General features: G+C 54.5%; 16 protein-coding genes. 7 read left to right on the forward strand and 9 right to left on the reverse strand.

The features are described from left to right. Positions 1–4 precede the first annotated feature (4 nt). Entirely contained in the window at positions 5–940 is a 936-nt protein-coding gene (gene fmt / locus A3850_RS14220; RefSeq protein WP_068217784.1) for a methionyl-tRNA formyltransferase, read from the forward strand. 40 nt (positions 941–980) lie between these two features. On the opposite strand, the gene A3850_RS14225 is transcribed toward fmt, so the two are convergent. The 6 genes from A3850_RS14225 to A3850_RS14250 all read right to left on the reverse strand — a co-directional run bounded on the left by A3850_RS14225 (position 981) and on the right by A3850_RS14250 (position 10,426). After that, a complete protein-coding gene (locus A3850_RS14225; RefSeq protein WP_157501220.1) occupies positions 981–2,735 on the reverse strand; it encodes a hypothetical protein in 1,755 nt (584 codons plus the stop codon). A 120-nt stretch (positions 2,736–2,855) separates the two neighbouring features. Then, on the reverse strand, positions 2,856–4,490 hold the full coding sequence (locus A3850_RS14230; protein ID WP_068217789.1) for a S41 family peptidase: 1,635 nt from the start codon (positions 4,488–4,490) through the stop codon (positions 2,856–2,858). A gap of 163 nt (positions 4,491–4,653) precedes the next feature. Beyond that, positions 4,654–5,730 carry an AI-2E family transporter gene (locus tag A3850_RS14235; protein ID WP_068217791.1) on the reverse strand — a complete coding sequence of 359 codons (1,077 nt, stop codon included), beginning with the start codon at positions 5,728–5,730 and terminating at the stop codon, positions 4,654–4,656. A gap of 14 nt (positions 5,731–5,744) precedes the next feature. Continuing rightward, positions 5,745–7,157 carry a HEPN domain-containing protein gene (locus A3850_RS14240; RefSeq protein WP_068217794.1) on the reverse strand — a complete coding sequence of 471 codons (1,413 nt, stop codon included), beginning with the start codon at positions 7,155–7,157 and terminating at the stop codon, positions 5,745–5,747. A 90-nt stretch (positions 7,158–7,247) separates the two neighbouring features. Continuing rightward, positions 7,248–9,521 carry a hypothetical protein gene (locus A3850_RS14245; RefSeq protein WP_157501222.1) on the reverse strand — a complete coding sequence of 758 codons (2,274 nt, stop codon included), beginning with the start codon at positions 9,519–9,521 and terminating at the stop codon, positions 7,248–7,250. Continuing rightward, positions 9,518–10,426: a glycerophosphodiester phosphodiesterase family protein gene (locus A3850_RS14250; RefSeq protein ID WP_068217800.1), complete on the reverse strand. Its 909-nt coding sequence runs from the start codon at positions 10,424–10,426 to the stop codon at positions 9,518–9,520. Before A3850_RS14250 ends, A3850_RS14245 begins: the two co-directional genes overlap by 4 nt. Positions 10,427–10,601: 175 nt before the next feature. Here A3850_RS14250 and A3850_RS14255 point away from each other — a divergent pair, with 175 nt between their 5' ends. Continuing rightward, entirely contained in the window at positions 10,602–10,823 is a 222-nt protein-coding gene (locus tag A3850_RS14255; protein ID WP_068217803.1) for a hypothetical protein, read from the forward strand. 50 nt (positions 10,824–10,873) lie between these two features. Here A3850_RS14255 and A3850_RS14260 read toward each other — a convergent pair whose 3' ends face one another. Then, positions 10,874–12,226 (reverse strand): DEAD/DEAH box helicase, encoded by a 1,353-nt coding sequence (locus A3850_RS14260; protein WP_068217806.1) that lies wholly within the window; start codon positions 12,224–12,226, stop codon positions 10,874–10,876. 234 nt (positions 12,227–12,460) lie between these two features. Between A3850_RS14260 and A3850_RS14265 the strand changes: the two genes are divergently transcribed. The 4 genes from A3850_RS14265 (at position 12,461) to A3850_RS14280 (ending at position 16,783) form a co-directional block, all read left to right on the forward strand. Continuing rightward, on the forward strand, positions 12,461–14,086 hold the full coding sequence (locus tag A3850_RS14265) for a S8 family peptidase (RefSeq protein WP_068217809.1): 1,626 nt from the start codon (positions 12,461–12,463) through the stop codon (positions 14,084–14,086). A gap of 190 nt (positions 14,087–14,276) precedes the next feature. Continuing rightward, complete coding sequence (locus A3850_RS14270) at positions 14,277–15,176, forward strand: DUF4421 family protein (RefSeq protein WP_068217812.1); 900 nt, start codon at positions 14,277–14,279, stop codon at positions 15,174–15,176. Between the two features lie 12 nt (positions 15,177–15,188). After that, the gene (locus tag A3850_RS14275) at positions 15,189–15,545 is read left to right on the forward strand and encodes a MauE/DoxX family redox-associated membrane protein (RefSeq protein WP_068217814.1); all 357 of its coding nucleotides are present in this window, start codon (positions 15,189–15,191) and stop codon (positions 15,543–15,545) included. A 239-nt stretch (positions 15,546–15,784) separates the two neighbouring features. Beyond that, on the forward strand, positions 15,785–16,783 hold the full coding sequence (locus A3850_RS14280; protein WP_157501225.1) for a hypothetical protein: 999 nt from the start codon (positions 15,785–15,787) through the stop codon (positions 16,781–16,783). 36 nt (positions 16,784–16,819) lie between these two features. Here the strand turns inward: A3850_RS14280 and A3850_RS14285 are convergent, their stop codons facing one another. After that, positions 16,820–18,805 (reverse strand): glycoside hydrolase family 13 protein, encoded by a 1,986-nt coding sequence (locus tag A3850_RS14285; protein WP_068217819.1) that lies wholly within the window; start codon positions 18,803–18,805, stop codon positions 16,820–16,822. 57 nt (positions 18,806–18,862) lie between these two features. On the opposite strand from A3850_RS14285, the gene A3850_RS14290 reads away from it, so the two are divergent. Further along, positions 18,863–19,450: a hypothetical protein gene (locus tag A3850_RS14290; RefSeq protein WP_068217821.1), complete on the forward strand. Its 588-nt coding sequence runs from the start codon at positions 18,863–18,865 to the stop codon at positions 19,448–19,450. Here the strand turns inward: A3850_RS14290 and ppk1 are convergent, their stop codons facing one another. Next, positions 19,451–21,523, reverse strand: coding sequence for a polyphosphate kinase 1 (ppk1, locus tag A3850_RS14295; RefSeq protein ID WP_068217823.1), 2,073 nt, complete (start codon positions 21,521–21,523; stop codon positions 19,451–19,453). Positions 21,524–21,932: the final 409 nt, after the last annotated feature.

A 21,932-nucleotide genomic window follows, 5' to 3' on the forward strand; every position in this document is an offset into this window, starting at 1 on the left:
CGGCATGAAGCCACGCATCGTTTTTATGGGTACGCCCGAATTTGCCGTCCCCAGTCTGGAGATCCTCATCGCAGCCGATTATCCGGTGGTGGGCGTCATCACCGCAACTGATAAAATGGGCGGGCGGGGTAACAAGAAGTTATTGGAGTCCGCCGTAAAGAAATGTGCGGTCCGTCACGGCATCCCCGTCCTTCAACCACGCAACTTGAAGTCTCCGGAATTTCAGGACGAGCTTCGCGCTTTACGGGCGGACCTGCAAATCGTGGTGGCCTTTCGGATGCTACCCGAGGCGGTTTGGAATATGCCTCGTCTGGGCACCTTCAACCTTCACGGATCCCTTTTGCCGAAGTACCGTGGCGCTGCCCCCATCAACTGGGCGGTGATCAATGGCGAGGCAGAAACGGGCTGTACCACCTTCAAGATCACGCACCAAATTGATACCGGCGATATGCTCGCCCAGCGTACCATTCCCATTGGACCAAATGACACCGCAGGGGATGTCCACGACCGCATGATGCTGGAAGGAGCGGAATTGCTACTCGATACCGTTAAGATGCTCGAGACCGGTGAATACGAGTTGAAGGTCCAGGATGCCTCCCTGGCGTGTCCGGCACCAAAGCTTTTCCGGGAAAATTGCCGCATCAATTGGGAACAGCCCGGCCAGACCATCCACAACTTCGTTCGCGGCCTCAGCCCGTACCCGGCGGCCTGGACAATGCTGAACAACGCCCAGGTGAAGATCATCAAGGCTACATTCCAAGAACACGACCATCAGGATCCGGCTGGATTAATCTTATCCGACGACAAGACCTTTTTGAAAGTAGCCGTCAGTGGGGGCTATCTTTTCCTCCATGAGCTCCAGATGGCGGGCCGCAAAAGAATGACTACGGACGACTTCCTGCGTGGATCATCCCTGCCACCGCTGGCTGCTTTCCAGTAGGGTTAATTTAATATCTCTGCAGAAAAACCGTGATTACTTCTCATTCATCGGTTGCCAGCTCCAGCAGATTGGGCATGGCGACCTCTGCGGTGAGTTGGCGACGCACGCGGTGGTTTCCACCGGCAACGGAGAATTCAAGTTCCAGCCGGACCGGCTGAGAAGGCATCGTGCTGTCATCGATGCGGTCCAACGGCCAACTGCCGTAGGTCTGTAAGACTACCTCGACCAGGCCACGGCGCTCATCTATTTCTGCACTGATTGCGCGTACGGCGATGGCGTCACCTGGCTCTCCTAAATTCACTGCCGTGACCCGCATTCCTTCATCTGCATCTATGGGGTTCAAATCGTCCGTTACCGCGTAGTGGAGGTGCCATCTCAGGGCGTAGGCACCGTTGTTTTCCCGTTGCAACTCAAAGCGGGAAGGGAGGGCTTGCAGCAAAGGGTGCTGGGTCACCGGAAGTTGTACCTCCACCGGAAAGCCAAGGGAGGGAAGGCCTCCTTGGTTGGGAAGTACCATCGTAAAATTAGCGGGAACAACTTCAACACCGGAGACCAGCGGATTGGTGAACTGATCTCCGTTTACCGCTGCGGTCATTTCTACTACGAGACCGGTTCTGTCGGGTTTGCAAAAGACCTTAAGATCACTGACGGATTCGTAGCAACTGCCGTCAATATCCTGGACACGCCAGCTGGCCCCCGCCAGGTTTGCGGGTAGGCCTGGCAGCTCAAACTGAAACCGGTGCGGTGCTCCTGTCCGCACGGCTTCCACTGTTGCGTTGGACACTTCCGCGATCGAACGTTTGGCGAAATAGCGACGAATGGCCCCCGCCGTGGGTAGTGGTGCAAATAGGTCTTCCCGCCGGTACTGAGTATTGAAGTCGCTGAAGACCAGCGTCTGCCAATCAGTCCCCGAGAACTCTTCCTCGTTGCTTTTGGTGATGGTCAAGTCCCCACCAAGGTGGCCCGCCAGGGGAAGGCTTACGTTAGCACCGATACCCCGTTCGAGTTGACGAATGGATCCGGCTTCGGTCAGGTGCTTCACGAGTAGCCCATCAAAGCCGGCGAGGTAATAAGCTTGCCCTTCGAATTGGGGATTGCCGGCGTAGAATTGCCACAGCTCCATGAGGAGTTCGGTGGTGCGTTCATCGTTGGCCGCGAGGATCTCCGTAAGCGGGCTGATAAAACTACCCGCTACGGCAACCACGGTGCTATTCCGCTGGTCGTCCGCCTCCAACGCTGCCGTGAGGCTAACGTAGGGTGGTTTAAAGCCAGCGTCAATCGAAGCCTTGAGGTAGCCACCGCAGTTTTTTGTCAGGACGAAAGCGTCGAATCCGGGTCGCGGTTGCGGGTTAAGATCCACTCCGGTAGAAGTGGTAAACAACAGGTGGTCCGGGCGAAATTGTATAGCGTCGAAGCGGACTTGTACCTCTTCGGCTGAGAATACGTAGTTCAGTAGGTTTCCTCCGTTTACGTTTGCTTCCTCAACGTGGCTGCGCAGGCTGCGTTTCCCCAAGAAGTTTTCGATGGAGGGTGGGGTGTAATCACGCTTGCCTTCAGCTTTACCAAAACCACAGACGTCATAGTGGCGGTGGAAGACTTGCTGGAGGGAATGGCCCAGTGTAGTGCGCCCGTAGCCACGGGTCGGAGGCCAGGTTTCCGAGTTGCCTTTAGTACTACGATTTCTCTGCGCCATCAGATCGGTAGAGCCCAAACAGATTAGGATGAGCAGCATGAGGGCCACAAAGGGGCGGCGCGACAAGTGAATTGTCTTCAAACGGATGGTAGTCGGTAACATAGTGAGCAATGGGCGCGGCGAGTGCAATGATCTCCGAATTAGCTACGAATCTGCACTAACGGCTTAAGTCATTCTAAACCAACAGCGGGGTGCTTTATTGCGTGGTAATTAGGTGAAGGGCTAATTCTTACGTGCTTCCGCAATTGGATCGTTCGTCATCATCAGACGTAGCGCTTCGTTCACGATATCATCGCGCTCATTCAGGATCTCGTAGTAGGCGGAGTTCCCAAACAGTTGCTTGGCTAAGCGGGCGCGGAAAAAGTGAGTCAGCTCTGATGTCGACCGGTTATCAAGCGGCTGCAGGGCGCTACGTTGCTCCTCCTCCAAGCGAGCACTCAGGCCCGCTAGCAATTCGCGCTCATCAATTTTAAAATCCTTGAAGTCCTCAACTCCTTCATAGTCGGCTAACTCGGTGTGTTTGCGGATATAACTAAAGAGGTAGGCGGGTACCTGTTGGCGTAGGCGCAAGAAGCTTTCATCGTTCAGGGTAGTATCCAACGGAACGAAGTAATCCGGTGTAATGCCACCACCTCCGAATACCGGGTGGCCATTGTCGGTGTAGAACAGTTCGGAGCTATCCTGGGAGAAGTCGCTTTCCCCCGTCAACTCCCCGTTGTTGTAGCGTCGGTGGATATCCGAACGGTACTGGTCTTCCCCCTCTTCGTAGGAGCGCTGAATACTGCGGCCTGACGGCGTGTAGTAACGGGCAATAGTTAATCGTAAGGCCGATTCATCTTGCAGAGGGTACTGCTCCTGTACGAGTCCCTTTCCGAAAGTGCGGCGGCCGACGATGATGCCTCGGTCGTGGTCCTGGATGGCACCCGCCACGATTTCACTGGCGCTGGCCGAGCTCTCATCCACCAGCACGGCAATCTTCTGAATATTGTAGAACGCGCGCCCGTTCGTCTTGTACTCGGCCCGGCGGGAGCTTCTGCCTTCGGTATACACCAGTAAGAGATTCTTCTCCACGAAAAGCTGGCTCAGCATCTTGGTGGCTTCCTGAAGGTAGCCACCGGGGTTGCCGCGCAGGTCAATCACCAGGTTGTGGGCATCCTTTTTCTCCAGTTGGCTTTCGAGGGCCTTGACGAATTCATCGTAGGTGTCACGGCTAAAACGATTGATCTTTACGTAGGCCGTTTTGGGCTCCAGTAAATAGGCCGCATCGACGCTGAACAGCGGGATGGGCGCCCTGGTAATACTGAATTCCTGAGCTTCAAATACGCCGGGCCGACGAATCGTCACCGCCACCTGCGAGCCCTGCTCGCCACGCATCAAGGATGCCGGGTCGATGCCGTAGGTGGACACACCGGTCACCACGCTGTCTTCAACCATAATGATCTGGTCACCGGATAGAATACCTGCCGCGTCACTTGGCCCACCCGATAGTGCGGAAATGACGTTGATGGTATCGTCAACCACGAGAAATTCGATTCCGATGCCATCGAAATTGCCCTGCATGGACTCATCTATCGCCTTAAGTTCGTCCGCCGGAATGTAGCTGCTGTGCGGGTCCAGACCCTCCATCAACGCGTTGATGGCAGTTTCCTGAAGTTCTTCGATATCCGCGTCGTCCACGTAGCGGGCGTCGACGTAATTCAGGATCTCCTCCAGCCGGCCGCCACCGATCCCTCCCTGGTCTCCGTTGCTGGCAATCAGCGGGCCATCGTAGTTCAGCCGGTAGCCCAGGAACAGGCCCGCCACCAGGGTAAGGGCGAAGAGAACGGGTATCCAGTAATTGGTCTTTGAATCGGGCATAGGCTATTGCTTCGTCAGCAAAAGTAATGCGCAGCAAAGCAACAAGTTGTCCCGGCGGGGATCGCATTGACGCTCCTTCATCGAAGTGATCAATGTTGACAAATTTGGGCGCTGCCGCGGGTGCCGGGCAAAGGGCAAGTAACACGGATAGTTCTGCCCAAACTTAGGCGCTCTTTCCACCAAAGTCCTGCCCCATCATTTCCCAAAACGTGATGAATAAAGCTGCCAGCGTAGGACCGATCACAAAACCGCTGAGGCCAAAGTAAGAGATTCCCCCCAGCGTAGAGATGAGCACCAGGTAGTCCGGCATTTCCGTATCTCTCCCGACGAGCAGGGGCCGAAGCAAGTTATCGACTAGCCCGATAATTAAGGAACCCACCGCCACGATGATGACGGACTCGAGTACACTGCCTTCGATAAAGAGAATGACCGCAGCCGGTACCCAGATGATCGCGCTACCACCAACGGGTAACAAGGCCAGGAAGGTCATCGCTACCCCCCACAACAGAGGCGCCTGAATGCCAACAGCCCAGAAAAGAATCCCACCAATTGCGCCTTGCGTCATCGCAACAATGACCGTTCCCTTCAGGGTAGCCCTACTAACCTGGGAGAAGCGGCGGACGATTTTCCGTTCCCGCACGTTGCCCAGCGGGATGGTATCGATCATCTTTCTAACAATCGACCGACCGTCCTTCAGAAAGAAGAACAACAAGTAGAGCATGAGCGTGAATTGCACGAAGGTGTTGATGAGGTTACCGGTAAAACTCAGGGCACTACCCGCGATTGATTGCCCCGTACTCACGATGAATTCAGTTACCCGCGTACGTACGTCGTTAACTTCAATACCGTACTTACTGAGTTGGTCGGTAAGGGCCGGTAGCCGCTCCTCAGCGTAGTTGATGACCACGTTGGGGTCGACCTCACCGGCTTGAATCGCCACAAAAAGATCGGTCGCCTGTCCAACCAGGGCAAACCCTAAAAGGGTGAACGGGACGATGACAAAAAGAAACACGAGCACACAGGTTACCCCTGCCGCCAGTGCCTGCCGCTTCACGCCAAAACCCTTCAGGATCCACCGGTACAAACCGTAAAAGATGATCGATAGCACAACCGCCCAGAGAACGGTCAGGATGAACGGTCCGATCATGCCGAAGAAGACCGCCGTTACCAAGGCAACGAGGATGAAGAAAATGTTGCGATGCACCTTCCCTTCGGTGATGTCTCGTTTGCCGGCTGCCATATTCTTTTACTTTCTCAGTCTTCGTCAATGTCCAGCTCCTCCTCCGCCGGAAAGCGTACGGCCTTGATCTTATGGCCCTCTGCATTCTCGATGTCGTACAATTCCACCACGCCTTGCTCAATCAAAATATTGACCAGGGAATAGGTGGGGCCTACGGCAAATCCCTTGTTGCTCAGAAACTGGGTAACAAACCACTTCAGGCCAACGTAATCGGTATAACTTAACTCCCGGGCAATCTGCAATTCATCCAGGATCTCCTCTTCGGTGATGATGATGTACCCCGGCGCAGCAGTCTTGTGGTAGGTCTTGACCTTGCGCTCGAGTTTGATCTTACCAATTACCCGCGGGCCGGTCAGTTTGACGCGGTTATCAAAGTCGTCCAGTTTCTGGTTCGTCGGCGCCTGGTGGCCCATTTGCTGAACGGGAGCCGCCTGACCTACGTTGACGGCCCTATCCTGAACGGCAGCGGCTTCTTCCTCTTCCTCCTGGACCACCGTGATGGCCGCTTGGTGAATGGCCTTCTTCTCCTTCAAACTGAGGACAATCTCGTCAATGTGTTGCTCAGCGTCTACGATGATGCGGGTCAGCTCACTGGATAGTGCCTTCCCCTTCAGCAATTCCGCGTGGAAAAAGGTAGCCTGGTGGGCTACCTTGTTACGGATGCGGGACATCTCCTTCCACAACTTCTCGAAGTTCTTATCGCGGAAGAACGTCTTGAAGTATTTTGTGTAATTACCCTGCAGATTCTGTTTAAGGGTGTTGAGATCCTCCATCGAATTGATCTCGTCGAGCATTTCCAACACACGTTCCGGGTCGTTGAAACCAGTGGATTGCTTGTAGATCAGCAAACCCAGGTCATCAAAGTCGGCGAACTCGATGTCGCTGTTGATAAAGTGGCTGAACTGGTTGGAGCGGTTCCTTTGGCGGCCCCGCACCTTATCGATCATCTTGGGCGTTGCCGTCACATCCCACCAGGCGATGCCTACGCGCTGAAAGAAGAATTTGATGAGGTAGCGCCGTAGCAGGTTCTCCACCGCGTTGATCTTCGGGTAGAGCTGGTTGGCAATTTCCGACGAAATGTCGTCCTGCAATATCCGTATGTGGGCAAACTTCAGCGTCTCCCGGAAGTGGCGCAGCATCCGCTGACGCAATGGTTCCAGCTCTTCAAAATACCGACTCTCAACGCGGACGATAAAGGCACTTTCTACTAACTCGGTGATGATTTTACTGGTGTCAATGGGGACGATATGGACAAACAATTCATTCTCCCCCTTTATGTAGGGGACACCGTCGAGGTTCTGCGTGATGATGGGTGTTTTACCATTGAAGATGGCGCCGCTGTAGCTGATCGCACGGATAAATCCTTCGTGGTTGACAATGTCATCGGGGTCAATACAGAGTAGTTCGAAAGTGAAGTTTCCCGACATGGTAGATATATTTTGGCCATTGCTAAATGGTTTAGTGATTAGTGGGCCAATATACCAATTGTCGGGCCATCTCTACGAAAGGAAATCGCCTCAATCCAGCCAGGTGCGGTAAAACTTTTCCAGCTCCATCGCGGCCGATTTCCCACCTGGTGTGAAGCCGGTGGCCTCCCTTCCCCGTCCGCCTTCGTACCCTAAGTAGGACGGCCATTTCCAGATGAAAACACCCGTAAATCCTGGGTTTTCCCGTAACGCTTGGGTCAGCGCTCGGTAGCAACGCGCTTGGTCTTCGTCGCTTTGCGGCCGCCCGTTGGTCTCCGCGTGCGGGTTTTTCCAGGCTTGGCTGACGGACCGGTAGCCGGTTTCCGTGAGCCAAATGGGTTTGCCGGTGCGTTGTGCAAGGGAAGTTGCCATGGTCACCCATTCCCGGGCGCCGGTAAGCAGTTCTTCATCGCTGGGTTTATCCTGGTCGCTGAGCGGATAATAGGAGTTCAGGCCAATTATGTCCAGGTCTTCCCAGAAAGTGAGTTGCTCGAATTCTTCCCCCCAGTTTGCTGCGTAGGTCAAATGGCCGGAGTACACTTTACGGATATCAGCGATGAGCCGTCGCCAAGCATCGGGGTAACCCAGCGTCATCCGTACGAGCTCGGTACCGATTACTAACCCGTCCACTTGCTCGGCTTCAGCCATCAGGGCGTAGTGCATGATCCAGTAGCCGTAATTCTCGAACCACTGGTTGGCGTCTTCGTTGTCCTTCACGTTGATGGAGCCCGGCCAGCCGTCACCCACCCAGATCTGGGGTTTGAGGAGGGTGTACCAACCACGGCGTTTCGCTTCTCTGAGGGAATGGATCGTGGCCGCATCGTTCTCTCCACCAGCGCTCTGGCTGATGTGAAAGCCAGCCGTTCGCTCGGCGTGGCGCTGAAAGGTGTAGGGAACGACCGATAGCGCATTAACGCCCAGTTTGGCCAGGCTGTCCAGTGACGGCCCCACCTTGGTGCCACCGTACCCATTATGAATTCGGTAGCCCTCGTGGGCGAAGGTCATTCCCGCCAGTATATTGGGCAGTGGTGGGGTCGGGCCCAATTTCTTCAGGTCCGACGCTTCCGGAATCAGTTGGGTTGGAAATACTTGCTCATCGGCCGGTACTGAACGTAGAAGGTCGGCGTAAGCCATTCCGTCCGTACCCCGCACCCGCGCCAGCGCCCGCATCCTGATGGCATTGGTGGATCTATGATCTGCCCGCTGTGGATACGGCTGCTTCGCCACATTTGTGGTAGCATATTGTAAAGCCCTGTCTTGCAGCTGGTTGTAAATGCTGGTTTGCAAGCTATTCTTACCGGCCTTTTCTTGTGCGAAGGCGACGAGCGCTGCACTCTGGTCGGCGGTGAGTACCTGCTTCAGGCATCCTTCGGTGTAGACGCGCCAGATCTCCGGTTCAAAAATTAAGGTTTGCTCGGTAAAGAAAGGAGCCACCAAATGCAGGATTCCACGGGCTTCGTCATACTGAGCTGGTTGCATTGAGCCGGTGCGTAAGCCAATCCGCTCGAGGTTGGGGTAGAGACGGACTTCGGTATTACCACCGCATTCGCTGCCAAACGTACGCCGAACCTGAGCCGCCACGTAAGCAAGCGTTTGTTTGAGGAGGGTAGTGTCGGCGCCTGCTTCGTAGCCGTCCATCGCGAAGAGCTGAAAGTCGCCATCGGATACGAGCGGGTCGGTGGCGTTGGACAAAGTGATCTCTGCCTCCGCGTCGAAGTTCCAGGTGGAATCTTTAAAACTTCCGTAGACGCGTCCACCCGCCGGCTGGTGGATCTCGAAGGCCCACGGAGCGTAGAAAAAGCCGTTATCGCGGCTCGCCATTTCTTCCCGCAGGACCTCAACTAATCTAGGTAGCGAGGCACTGTAGTAGATGCCGGCGGAACTGCGTCCATTGTTCCACGGGTTGCGGTAGTAGGGGAGCAATAAAACGTCTTCGGGGGCCAGCGTTTTGGATTGGTCGAATACGGCTCCTTTACCTCCCAGCTGCAGCACCGAGGCGGCGCCCAAGGGAAGCTGGTTGCCAATTATACTGATGTGCCCACTAGCCAGGGAATCGGTCGATATGCCAGCACAGCTAATGACCTCGATCCGCTTGCCCTGTGGTTGAGAGCTTGCAATTTGGTGCAACAGGTTAACCAATTCAGCAGCGTCCTTATCCTGATCCACGCAGTAGATAAAACGGTGCGTAGCGGATTGATACAAACCCCTCCGCACGCTGCGGCGTGGTGGTGCATCTTTTTCTGTATTGGCCACTTGGGGTGGGGGGGTACAGGCACTGGTTAGCAGGAGAAAAGCCATTCCTACCAAAGGAAATAGCAGTCTCATTGGCGGGGGATTCGGTTTGGATAATCCGTGATGATGCCGTCCACGCCAAGCGCCAACAGCGTCTGCATTCGAGTCGTGTCATTGACGGTCCAGGGGATCACTTGCATACCGAGCGTCTTGGCTTCTTCCATCAGTTGGGCGTCAATGTGAATCTCGTAGGGGCTGTAGATCTGGGGTACAAAACCAAGCGTATCCATCTTAGTGCTTAGGTCACCGGGGAACTCATCCAGATACGCCAGCGTGATTGCGGAATTCTGCCGTTTGATCTCCGCCAGGGTAGGGGGATCGAAACACTGTAGCGTGACCAATTCAGGGTGCCCCCAGGTATCCAGATCCTGCAATACAAGCGAAGCAAATGCGGATCTGCCGGGTACGTAGTCCGGCTCTAGAGCCGGCTCGTACTTCAGCTCGACATTGAAGCGGGGTAGGGTACGATCATGCTCCTTGCAGTAGGCTTCCACCGCTGCGAACACAGCCAAAAGGGTCGGTTTTGCCGCCGGTCGGTTGGCCTGTTCGGGGAAGCGTGGATGCTGTTTCGTACCACAATCATACTCCGCAATCTCCGCTGCGGTCAGGCTCCGTAGGCTGATCTTTTCGTCGGTCAACTCTTCACCATTCGCGCTGCGGCAAATTTCCGTACTCAGCCAGGGCTCGTGGCTCACAATCACCTTATTGTCTTTCGAGATCACCACGTCCAATTCCAGGGTCTGTATTTCCTGGTAGGTCAGCGCGTGCAGGAAAGCCGGAATGGTATTTTCGGGCAACAGGCCACGGCAGCCGCGGTGCCCCTGCCAGTCAATTGTATGCTTTTGTGCCATTGGTGAAGCGGAGGATTTTTCGGCGCTGCCGCAGGTGCAGAGGAAGTGGGCGAGTAACACCAACACTAAGCAGGGAGGGAAACGCATGGGGAAAAGTTTCCCCAAAGTAAGCACGCCAGCGAGTATGTACGCTTCAGCGATGAAGGATCAGTGAGCAATGTGATATGGTGACAGACCGGCAGATACCAATGGCGCACTAATTGGCTAACTCATTTGTATTTTTAACGCATAATGTTTATTTTTGCTTTAAATAACAAACAAAATGCAGCTCAAACTAATTTCTTGCGACGCCGATCGCCCCGACAAACGTGCCATCGCCCGCACCCTCTCCGACATTGGTGACGATATCGACCAGAACCTCGGTGCTGAGTTGACCGACATTCTTCTTGAAGGTTCTCCCGTAGAAGTCGAGGTCTCCTTCAACGAAAGTTCCGCCTTCCGCTCCCTCCGTAAGCTGAAGATCGATTACGAAATTGTAGAGTAGGAGTAGACCAAGCGTTGCCTTCACGATCGACATTCGCTCGCCCCCCTAGATTACTTCCGCTTCTTCTTTTTCTTGCCCCTGGGTTTTGCGCCCCGGGTAATGGGTTTGCTGTACTTGGCCATCATCTTATCGCGGCGACCTTTGCGGACATTTACCTTGGAATTTTTGGCGCTTTTTTCGTGGTAGGCTTGCTGATTTACCTCGGGTCGTAGCCAACTGACCTCCTCCTCGATGTAGGCGGGGTCTTTCTCCAGGTCGATTAGCTCTTCCGTGAAGTTTACGACTTCGGGTACCTCCCGATCCGGAATCGTGGTGCCCATCAATTCTTCTATTTCCTGGCGGTACGGCAGTTCGGTTTCGGACACGAAGGAGATGGCTACCCCTTTTTGTTCCGCCCGCCCCGTGCGGCCAATGCGGTGGATGTGCTTCTCCGGATTATCGGATAGGTCGAAATTGATGACGTGGGTGACCGCGCTTACGTCGATTCCTCGGGCGACTAGGTCCGTTGCGATCATTACCCGAAAGGTGCCGTCGTCAAAACTCCGAATAGAATTGATCCGGTAGTTCTGCGATTTGGAACTGTGAATGACGCCGATGGACTCCCCAAAAACGGGTTCCATGCGTTCGTACAGCGCGTCAGCAAGCCGGCGGGTAGCGCAGAAGACGAGGACTTTTTTCATGTCTAAATCTTCCCGCAGCAGGTGCTCCAGTAAATTGGCTTTACCGTTGAAGTTCGGAGCTGAGTAAACGTATTGCTCAATGTTGGCCAGGGGAGCTCCCGATGGCGCCGTCTCAATCACCTCGTAGTACTCCGTGAACTGGTTGATGGTCTGCATCACTTCGGGCACCATCGTTGCCGAGAAGAATAGGTGCTGCCTCTTCTTGGGTAGAAAATCCACGATGTCATTCAACTGGGTCTTAAAACCCTGGTCGAGCATTTCGTCGACCTCATCCAGTATTAGACGCTTGACCTCCTTGAGCTTCAGGACGCCATCTCGCAACAGGTCCACCAATCTGCCGGGAGTGCCAACGACGACGTCCGTTCCGACCTCAATTTCTGCTTTGTGCGTTTTGATGTTGGTGCCACCGTACACGCCGACGATCTCTACGTTCATGTAGCCGCAAAGTTTCTCGGCCTCCTGCACCACCTGAATAACGAGCTCCCGCGTAGGGACAATGATGAGGATCTGCGGATAAGCCGACTTGGTGAACTTCCACAAACGCAGTGAAGGCAGCAGGTAAGCAAATGTCTTACCCGTACCGGTTTGGGCAATACCGATCACGTCCCGCCCCGCCATGATGGGCGAGAACACTTTTTCCTGAATGGCGGTCGGGCTGGAAATGCCGAGATCATCGAGGGCATTCAGGAGTGGGTTGGAGAGGTTCAGATCAGCAAAGGTCATGGCGTAAAGGTAGTTCTGAATACTGGAGGAGGAAGGGATCTAGCATCCTTCCGGGTTATCTAATTCTCTTCAATTCAGGTAGTGGTAGTTTAAGCCTTCTTTAAGAACCGACGGTGGCCGTCAGCCGTTATTCCTTCGTTTTGCAGCCTAATTGTGGTGCGGCGACGCATCATCGACGGCATTCACCCCGTTTTCCGCATTTCTAACTTTCTTTGCGGGAACTAACCAAATAATATGAGACAGTATTTCCTCCTGGCAGCGCTCCTTTGCAGCGTCGCCCTCTCCGCCCAGACCGAAACCCCTAAGAATTGGTGGGACCTCGACCGTGAGTCCGACAACTACCCTGGCGTAAGCGCCCAGAAAGCACACAACTACCTTGCCGGTAAGAAAGCCAAGAAGGTTGTCGTCGCCGTCATTGACTCTGGCGTAGACATCGAGCATGAGGACCTCAAAGATGTCATCTGGACCAATGAGGATGAGATTCCCGGCAACGGTATCGACGACGATCGCAACGGTTACGTAGACGACGTCCATGGCTGGAACTTCATTGGTGGCGCCGATGGCCGCAACATCAACTACGAAAACCTGGAAGTCGTTCGCCTCTACAATACGTACAAGGCCAAGTACAATAACCGCAACCGCGATGGTCTCTCCAAGAAGGAGAAGAAGGAGTACGATGCGTACAAGGAATACGAGAAGATCGTTACCGATAAGATGGCTGAAGTTGGCCCTCAGTACGAGCAGTACAAAGCCATCCAGGAGGGCATCAAATCTATCGTCGCTAAGACGGGTAAGCCCATCGAAAAGGTTACCGCCGCCGACGTGGCCGCCATTAAGGATAAGGACATGATGACGACCCGCATCCAGGGCGTCGTCGCCAACGCAACGACTAACGGTGCCACAGTACAGGAACTGTACGAAGACCTCAACGGTGCCGTAGAGTACTTCGCCAGCCAGGCTGAGTACAATTACAACCCCGACTTCGACGCCCGCAATATTGTAGGTGACAACCCCGGCGACCTTGACGACCGTAACTACGGTAACAGCGACGTAACCGGCCCCGATGCCGGACACGGCACCCACGTAGCCGGTATCATTGCCGCCGTACGCGACAACAACCTCGGCGTGAATGGTGTCGGTGGTGCGAAGGTCGAGATCATGTCCATCCGTACCGTCCCCAACGGTGACGAGCGGGATAAGGACGTGGCTAATGCCATCCGTTATGCCGTTGACAACGGTGCTTCCGTGATCAACATGAGCTTTGGTAAGGGTTACAGCCCCTACAAGAAGGCTGTCGACGCCGCCATGAAGTATGCGGAAAAGAACGACGTCATCCTCGTCCACGCAGCTGGTAACGACGGTAAGATGCTGACGCTGACCAATAACTTCCCCAATGACACTTACCAGGGCAAAAAGCGCACCGGTAAGACCTGGATAACCGTCGGTGCCGCCAGTGCCTTTTACGACGAGAACCTACCCGCCAGCTTCTCCAACTACAATAAGAAGATGGTGGACGTCTTTGCACCCGGCCGCGATATCTACTCTACTATTCCTGGATCTGAATACGCTTCCTTCAATGGTACTTCTATGGCCGCGCCGATGGTAGCGGGTATCGCTGCGCTCGTACGTAGCTACTTCCCCGACCTGAAAGCTAAGCAGGTGAAGCAGATCATTCTGGAAAGTGCCCTCCCCGTGAACCTGGAAGTGACGAAGCCCGGTAGCGAAGAGACCGTGAAGTTCTCCGACCTCTCCGCTACGGGTGGTCTTGCCAATGCTTACGCTGCCATCAAACTGGCGGAACGCACCAAGGGTAAGAACCGCAAAGCGGGCAAGCGCGACGAAAGCCTGATGATGTACTAAGCCGAAATGCTTACCATTACCCACCAGTCGAGCGGGCGTCCTTATACGAGGGCGCCCGCTCGTTTTTGTAGAAGCCCACGCGAACAAAGTATATGCGGGCGTGGCTATACCTTCCGTAGCTCCGGCTACGTTTGGTTCGACGGATTATCCATTGTTACCTATGCTCCGGTTAATTGTACTATGTTGGTTGATGATTAGCGTTGCGCAAATGGGTGCCCAACGTTGGGATTCGATCTACGTGGAGGATCTACCGTTCCGCTATCGAATCAATGGTGGCCTAAGAGTCATCAACGACTTCGCCGAATTCACCACGGCGCAAGGGGAAACCTTTCAGTTGGATAACCGTAACCTGGCCCTCCGGCTGGGCGGTCGGTACGGATTTGCCAGCTACACCTTCTCTTATGCGATCAGTGACTTGGGAACGGCCCCAGAAGATGAGCCGACCAAAAACTTCGGGCTGGGGCTGCGCCTCTTTCGACGCTATGGATTTGTGCAGACCCGCTTCCAAATTACCGAAGGGTTTCGCCTAACTGGCCCCGAAAACGAAAGTGTATTTCGGCCGGACGTGAAGTTGTTCACCGCCTTCCTCCATGGCTACCACATCATGGGTAAGCGGCGGGTGAGTATGCGGTCCAGCTTCAACCAGCGCGAACGACAATTGAAATCTCGTGGCGGCTGGCTTCTGGGTGGGACGGCAATTTACAATCAACTCCGCGCGGATGGGCTCAACCTCCGACCAGCAAATGATGATGTTGAATTACTAACGGGATACAATCAAATTCGCCTGAGCGTCGGTGGCGGTTACGTGTACAATTATATTTTCAAGGAGCGGTACTTCATCACGCCCGTAGTATTCCTGGGGCCGGAATTGCGCTCTACTCGCATCGACCGGTTTGGTAGCAGCGTCCCCAGTACCGACCGGCTTTCGGTGGGCTTACAAACCCGTAGTTCACTTTCGGTCGGTTGGCATGGCAGCAAAAAGTTCGCGGCTTTGATCGGCCATTACGTCCCGGGTAAGGACCAGACCGAGCAACTTTCGACGCAATCCCTCCGCTCACGGATGGAACTCCGCCTGGGGGTGCAATGGTAGTACCTTTAGCCAATGCTCACTCTCTTCACCTATGCTTTCGGTGTTATCCTGGTTCTAGCTGGGGCCTACCATTTTATCAATCCAGCCTTTTACGATGCCTTCATGCCCAATTGGTTTCCGAAACTGACCGCTAATTACGCCGCTGGACTGGCGGAGATTGGGATCGGGTTGGGGCTTTTCTTTCCGGGTACCCTCCGTTGGTCTGCATGGCTAGCCCTTGCGCTGATGCTCATATTCCTTCCGCTTCACGTGTTGGATTTGCTTAAGGAAAGACCAGTAATTGGAAGCCATACGATTGCTACCGTCCGCTTGGTCGTGCAGTTTGTGTTGATCTATCTGTTGTATTTGGTGGCCAAAGGAGCACCATGACCGAATATGATATTATTACTGTGAGATGAGCTTTAAAAAGGTAGGGCAGTGATGCATTTCAGATTTGGGTGACGTCCAAATTATACATCAAACCTCCTTCTAAGCCCTATTTCTATTTTCTTTCCACACTAATGTGCATTCTCACGTAGTTTTACATCCAAGTGCCGTACGAAAGACTGAATAAACTCGTACAGTCACCCGAGCCTATCAAAACGGAGGCTACTGAAACCACTCGCACTATGCAAGAGCTAACTGCAGCAGAAATTAGAGGAGATCGTCAGGGTAAGGTCGGTGCCATCATCGGGCTGATCCTATTTCTTTTGCTTCTGATCATTCCCATCTTCTTTACTACGCTCCCCAAACCGGGCCAGCCAGGCATCCTGGTGAATCTGGGGATGATCGACGTGGGCCAGGGCGACAACAATGCTCCACCACCGGCTGCTGCTGAGCCAACTCCTCCGCGCGAAGAAGTAGAACCGACGCCAGCTACCCCTCCACCACCGCCACCCCCAACGGCTGCTGAACCGGAGCCCGTTCCCGTACAGCGCGAGGTTGTCGTCACGGAAACGCCACAGGAGATCGCCATTCGTAAGCAGAAAGCCAAGGAAGAAGCGCGCAAAAAAGCTGAAGCCGAACGCCAGCGTCAGGAGCAACAGCGCATCAACCAACAAAAGGAGACTGAACGCCAGCAGCGGGAAGCCGAATTACGCGAACAGCGCCGTCAGCAAGAATTAGCCGATGAACGCCGCCGCAAAGCCGAAGCCGCGGAAGCTGCCCGACGCCAGGCAGAGGCAGAAGAGGCCGCCCGTAAAAAAGCGGAAGCAGACGCCGCCGCCGCACGCGTGGCCGGTGCCCTCGGTGGAACGGGAAGCGGCAGAGGCACCACCGGAACTCCCGGCAACCAGGGCGTTGAGAACGGTGATCCCAACGCCGACCGACTGGAAGGAATCTCTACGGGCAACGGCATGGTATCCGGCGGCCTCGGCGGCCGTGGGGTCCTCTCCAGCCCCCGGGTAAGGGAAAACACCCAGAAGACGGGAACCGTAGTCGTCCGTGTTTGCGTGGGTCCCGACGGAAACGTTGTGAGCGCCGAACGCCAACTGACGGGATCGACAACCACCGATGCCCAGCTACTTCGGTCCGCTGAGCGCAACGCGGCCACCTGGAAGTTTAAGCCCAACCCAACGGCACCGGCCCGTCAGTGTGGTGAGATCACCTACCGATTTAAAGTACAATAGCAGCGGAGACGGCGGCCCACTCTGTTAGTTCCCTAGTTAGTGGCCCAGGATATAAACCTTGGCCTCTTTACCGGCCAATTCCAGATTAAATCCTTCAAGAGCTGTCGTGCCCCCTGCGCCCGACAGCTCTTTTGCTGTCCGGAATCCACCCGTGATCTCCGCAAATGGCGTCCAATCATCCAGCACCCTTGGGGTCGAATTGCCATTAAAGATTGTCATTACCGTCTCGCTGCCGGAGCGGCGGAAGTAAACGTAGACCCCATCACGTGGTACGAATTGGGTGAGTGTCCCGATCGTCAGTGCCGCGCTGTTTTTGCGGTAGTTCGCCAGGGTTTTAATGTGTATGTAGATGGCATTTTGGTCGACGGACCGGTCGCTCTCTTCAAATAAATTGGTTGGGTCACCGGGGAATCCGCCCGGAAAATCCAGCCTGCCAGCTTCACCGAACGCGCCGCCGGAACCTTCCAGTAGGGCTTCTGTCCCGTAATAGATACTGGGGATACCGCGCATCGTCAGCAGCAGAGACATGGCGCTTTTCATTTTATTCAGGTCCTTACCAAAGGTGGAGTAAAGGCGGCTGATATCGTGGTTATCAAGAAAAACGACGTTGTTTTCCGGGTTAGGGTAGAGGTGATCTTGCGCCAGCGTATAGTAGAGGCGCATCACCCCATCCGTCCAAGTTGGGTCTTTCGCCATCGCCTCGTGGAGGGCGTAATAAATTTGAAAATCCGTAACGCCGGGGAGGTTGGTATTGATGTCCTGATGCAACTTCTCTCCGCCTACGTACCAACTTTGGATGCCGATGTGGGGCACCCAAGTCTCTCCAAATAGCCCGACGTGGGGCACCTCCTCGAGCAAGCGTTGGTTCCAACGAGCCATGAATTTTGTGTCCGGGTAAGTATAAGTGTCAATCCGAAACGCATCCTGATCGGAATAGAGTGTCCACCAGATACTGTTGTTGATCAGGTAGTTCGCGAGGTGTTCATTCTCCTGGTTGAGGTCCGGCATGTGGTTATCGAACCAACCGTCGAGCATCTTCCGCTTGTCCGCCTCGGAGCCGTGGGGGTCAAAAATGGTCGTCGCCCGAAAGTTGCTCTGGGTATAGGTCGGCCACTGGTGGATCCAATCGCTGGATGGGATGTCTTTAATTTGGTAGTGTTGGTCACCACAGTGGTTGAAGATCACGTCCATCACGATCTTGATCCCCCTGCTGTGCGCAGCCTTCACCAACTCCCGGTACTTTTCATTGTTCCCAAACCGTGGGTCAATCTGGTAGTGATCACTCACGGCGTACCCGTGGTAGCTGGCGTAGGGCTGGTCATTTTCCAGCACCGGATTCAGCCAGAGGGCCGTCACGCCAAGTTCTTCCAGGTAATCCAGTCGGTCAATTACACCCTGGAGGTCGCCTCCGTGGCGGAAGAGCAATTTATCCCGATTCAAAAGGGTATCGGTTGCAGTGTACACTTTGTCATTACTTTCATCTCCGTTGGCGAAGCGGTCCGGCATGATGAGGTAGATCAGATCTTTAGAGCTCAAGGGTTCGCGGCCCTCCCAGGTATTTCTGGGGTGAGGGGCCAGACGGTACTCCACCAGTTTTTCGCCGCGCATTGCCTTATTACCCAGGGCGCTGCCGCTGGATGCCAGGCGGATGGGGAAGGCGCCAGGTTGAGTACCGGCAGCCACGTATAAACCGACAAAAAGATAATTGGGGTTCTCCAGTCTTTTGACGTATTCGACCGTCACCCCGGGGTGATCGACGCTTGCTTCCGTGTAGTTAGCGACGCCCTCATCGTAAATGAGCACCTCCACCCGTGGGTCGACCATTCCAACCCACCAGTTGGGCGGCTCTACCCGCATGTCGACGTCCGCCAGCCCCGTAGGTTCGCGGATGATGTATTTCGATTTCTCCATCCCCAGCGGTAAGTGTTGCATGGGGTCGTCATCGAATACGGATTCCTGCTGACCATAGAGTGAAGAGGCCATAAGGATTGCAAAGAAGGCGAGGTACAAGTTGCGCTGCATGAAAGAGGGTTAAGCTTCGAAGGGCAAGATAATGAAGGGACCAGCTTAACTTGCGACATGCGCGCAATCTTCCGCTATTTACTCCTCTTCGCCGGTATCGTATTCATGATCAATGGTTGCAACGGCCTCGTGAGTAGCCGCTTTGGCACCCACAGCCTCCGAACGCTGGACCTGGCTACGCTCGCCAACGACGGACTAGGCGATGCGGATTACATCGCCGTCACTAATGCCTACTTAGGGAGTGCTAAACTTGCGACGGAGTCCGGTGGCTTTTGGGCCGCGCCCACCATCCAGCGTCCCTTACTGACGGGGGAGCAAACGGAGGCCGTAGCTCGGGGTGAAACCGCTACGCCGGTCCTGATTGCTTGGTCCGATTACCCGGCACCTGCGACAGCGCAAAATGCTCGGGAAGTACTGGTACAAACCAAGGATTTTAAAGGTCTCGTGGCAACGCCCGCGATCACTAACCCCGCGCATTGGGAAGAAAATGGTGTTCTCGTAGATGAGGAAACGCGCTACCTGAAGATTGGGGAAGAACCAATGGCCTGGTACTGGAATTTACTGCTCTTCCTGGGTGGCCTTACTCTCGCCGCCCTGCCGGAAGCAATGACATTCAGGCAACAGCAGCGAAATTCGGAGGCGTGATTACAAGGATGTCTCCTCCTGCATGGCGACCAGTTCGCGCTTGATCATGTGGTAGGTTTCCTCCTGCGCACGAATGCGGAGGTCACTGCCGCCACGGTAATATTTGTTCGCGTTCTGGTCATTTAGCAGCCTGGCTTTGACGTTGTCCTGGAGTTGAACCTGCATAAATTCGAGTATCCGCGTTTTGATGGCTGGGTCCAGTACCGGGAAGGTCGTTTCGATCCGGTAACTCAGGTTGCGGGTCATAAAATCGGCGGAGGACATGTAGAGTTTGTCCTCACCACTGTGGTGAAAATGGAATACCCGCGCGTGCTCTAAGTAACGATCGACAATGCTGATGGCGCGGATGTTTTCGCTGATGCCAGGCATGCCGGGAACGAGACAACAGATCCCGCGGATGATGAGGTCAATTTCGACCCCCGCTCGTCCCGCCTTGTAGAGTAGATCGATCATGCGGGGATCCTGCAGGCTGTTCATTTTCAACATCATGTAGCCTTTCCGGCCGGCCTTGGCTTCGGCCACCTCGTAAGCGATGAGTTCCTCCAAGCCATCCCGCAGATTGAATTGACCGACCAACAATTGCTCGAAGGGAAGGTCCGGATCCTGTACATTTTCGAGGTAGCTGAAGATGCGGGAGACTTCGGTGGTCAGGCGCTTGTCCGCCGTGAAGATGCCGAAGTCGGAATAGACCTTGGCCGTGTCTTCGTGGAAGTTACCCGTGGCTAAGTAGCAGTAAATGCTTTCCTTCCCTTCCGTAAAGCGCCGGACGAGCGCCAACTTGGAGTGGACCTTCACACCGGGAAAACTGTAGTTGACGTGGACGCCCGCAGCCTCCAATTTTTCCCCCCACCGAAGGTTAGCCTCTTCGTCGAATCGCGCCTTCACTTCAATGAAAACGCTGACTTGCTTACCGGCCTTAACTGCGCGCATGAGCGCCTTCATGATCCGGCTCTTCCGGGCTACCCGGTACTGCACGATCTTGATGTGGGTAACGTCAGGGTCATCCGCAGCGGTCTCGAAAAACCGAACGACGCTCTCATAACTCTGGTAAGGTACGTGCAGTAAATGATCGCGCTCCTGAATGGCACCCCAGTAGTCGCTAGTATCCTCCAATGGTGGATAGGGCAGGGGCGGTTGCGCAGGATTCTTCAGCTTAGTGAGGCCAAAATCGGGGAAGCCAAAAAAGTCGAAATTATTATGGTAGCGCCCCTCGGCCAGGATATCGTAGCGCTCTAACTGGAAACTGTGGGTCAGGTAATCCAGCAGTTTGGGCGCCATCGTCCGGTCGTAGACGAAGCGGCTGGCGGGGCCGACGTGACGGCGTTTGAGGCTGGTCTTAATTTTCTCAAGTAGGTCTCCACTGAACTCATCGTCGATGTACAACTCCGCGTCTCGCGTCAACTTGATGCTGTAGGTATCGTCAATGTTGTAGCCAGGGAACATCATACTGACGGAGTGGCGTACGATGTCGTCCAGCATGATGAGGTTGCGGAAACCGTCCGTTTCGGGCAGTTCAATGAAGCGCGGCAGGTGATCGCTGGGGATCTTGACGATGGCGTAGGCCGCTTTCTTGCTGCCCTTTTCGTGCATCAGAATGGAGAGGTACAGCTGGGCATTGTTGAGGAAGGGGCGCACCATGTCCTTATTCAGCAATACCGGCTGTACGTAGGGCAGCATGTTTTGGCGGAAGTAGTCTTCGACAAAGTTGCTTTCCTCCTCGTTCATGTCCAGCCGTCGCTTGAGCCGAATCCCGTTCTTCTGCAGCTTGGGGATGATCTTATTTTCAAAGATCCGACTGAACTCCGCCTGCTGCCGATTGACCGTCCGTTGGATATTCTTGACGGTATCCTTGGGGCTGATGTCGAGTTCCTTTTTCGTTTTCTTACCTACCCGGACCAAATTGCGGTGGTTGGCCATCCGGACGCGGAAGAACTCATCCAAATTGCTACTGTAAATGGCCAAAAATTTGATCCGCTCGAAGAGGGGGACGGTGGGGTCCTTGGCTTCCTGCAGTACACGGTGGTTAAAGGATAACCAGGAAATATCGCGGGGAATGCTGGGGAATTTGGACATTTTGAGGCGGGAGGTTTTGGAGGGGGAAGGTACTGCTTTTGGAGACTCCGCAGTGGGTATTTTCTCTTGCCTTGGCGTGGTTCTGTTTTGCTTCGCAGTACTTCGTGCACGCAGGAGTAGGGGAGGATGGGGAGATGGAGAGGCCTGCGGCGCTACGGTTTCGGACCTCTGGTCCGGATTTTTATATTGATAACTACACTGTTTGCCAGACAGTACTTCTATTTCGCAAGAGAAGGGGAGGTTGGAGAGTTTTAGAGGCCTGCGGCGCTACGGTTTCGGACTCTGGTCTGGATTTTAGGTAATGACCGTACTGTATCACTCTGTAAAACACTTTTCAGAATCAAGTTTGCCTGGAAAATTTACAATTATTGAAAAGCTACGATTTTCAATTAAACGTTCTAACAATCCC

Origin of the sequence: Lewinella sp. 4G2, assembly GCF_001625015.1 — a bacterium.
GTDB lineage: Bacteria > Bacteroidota > Bacteroidia > Chitinophagales > Saprospiraceae > Neolewinella.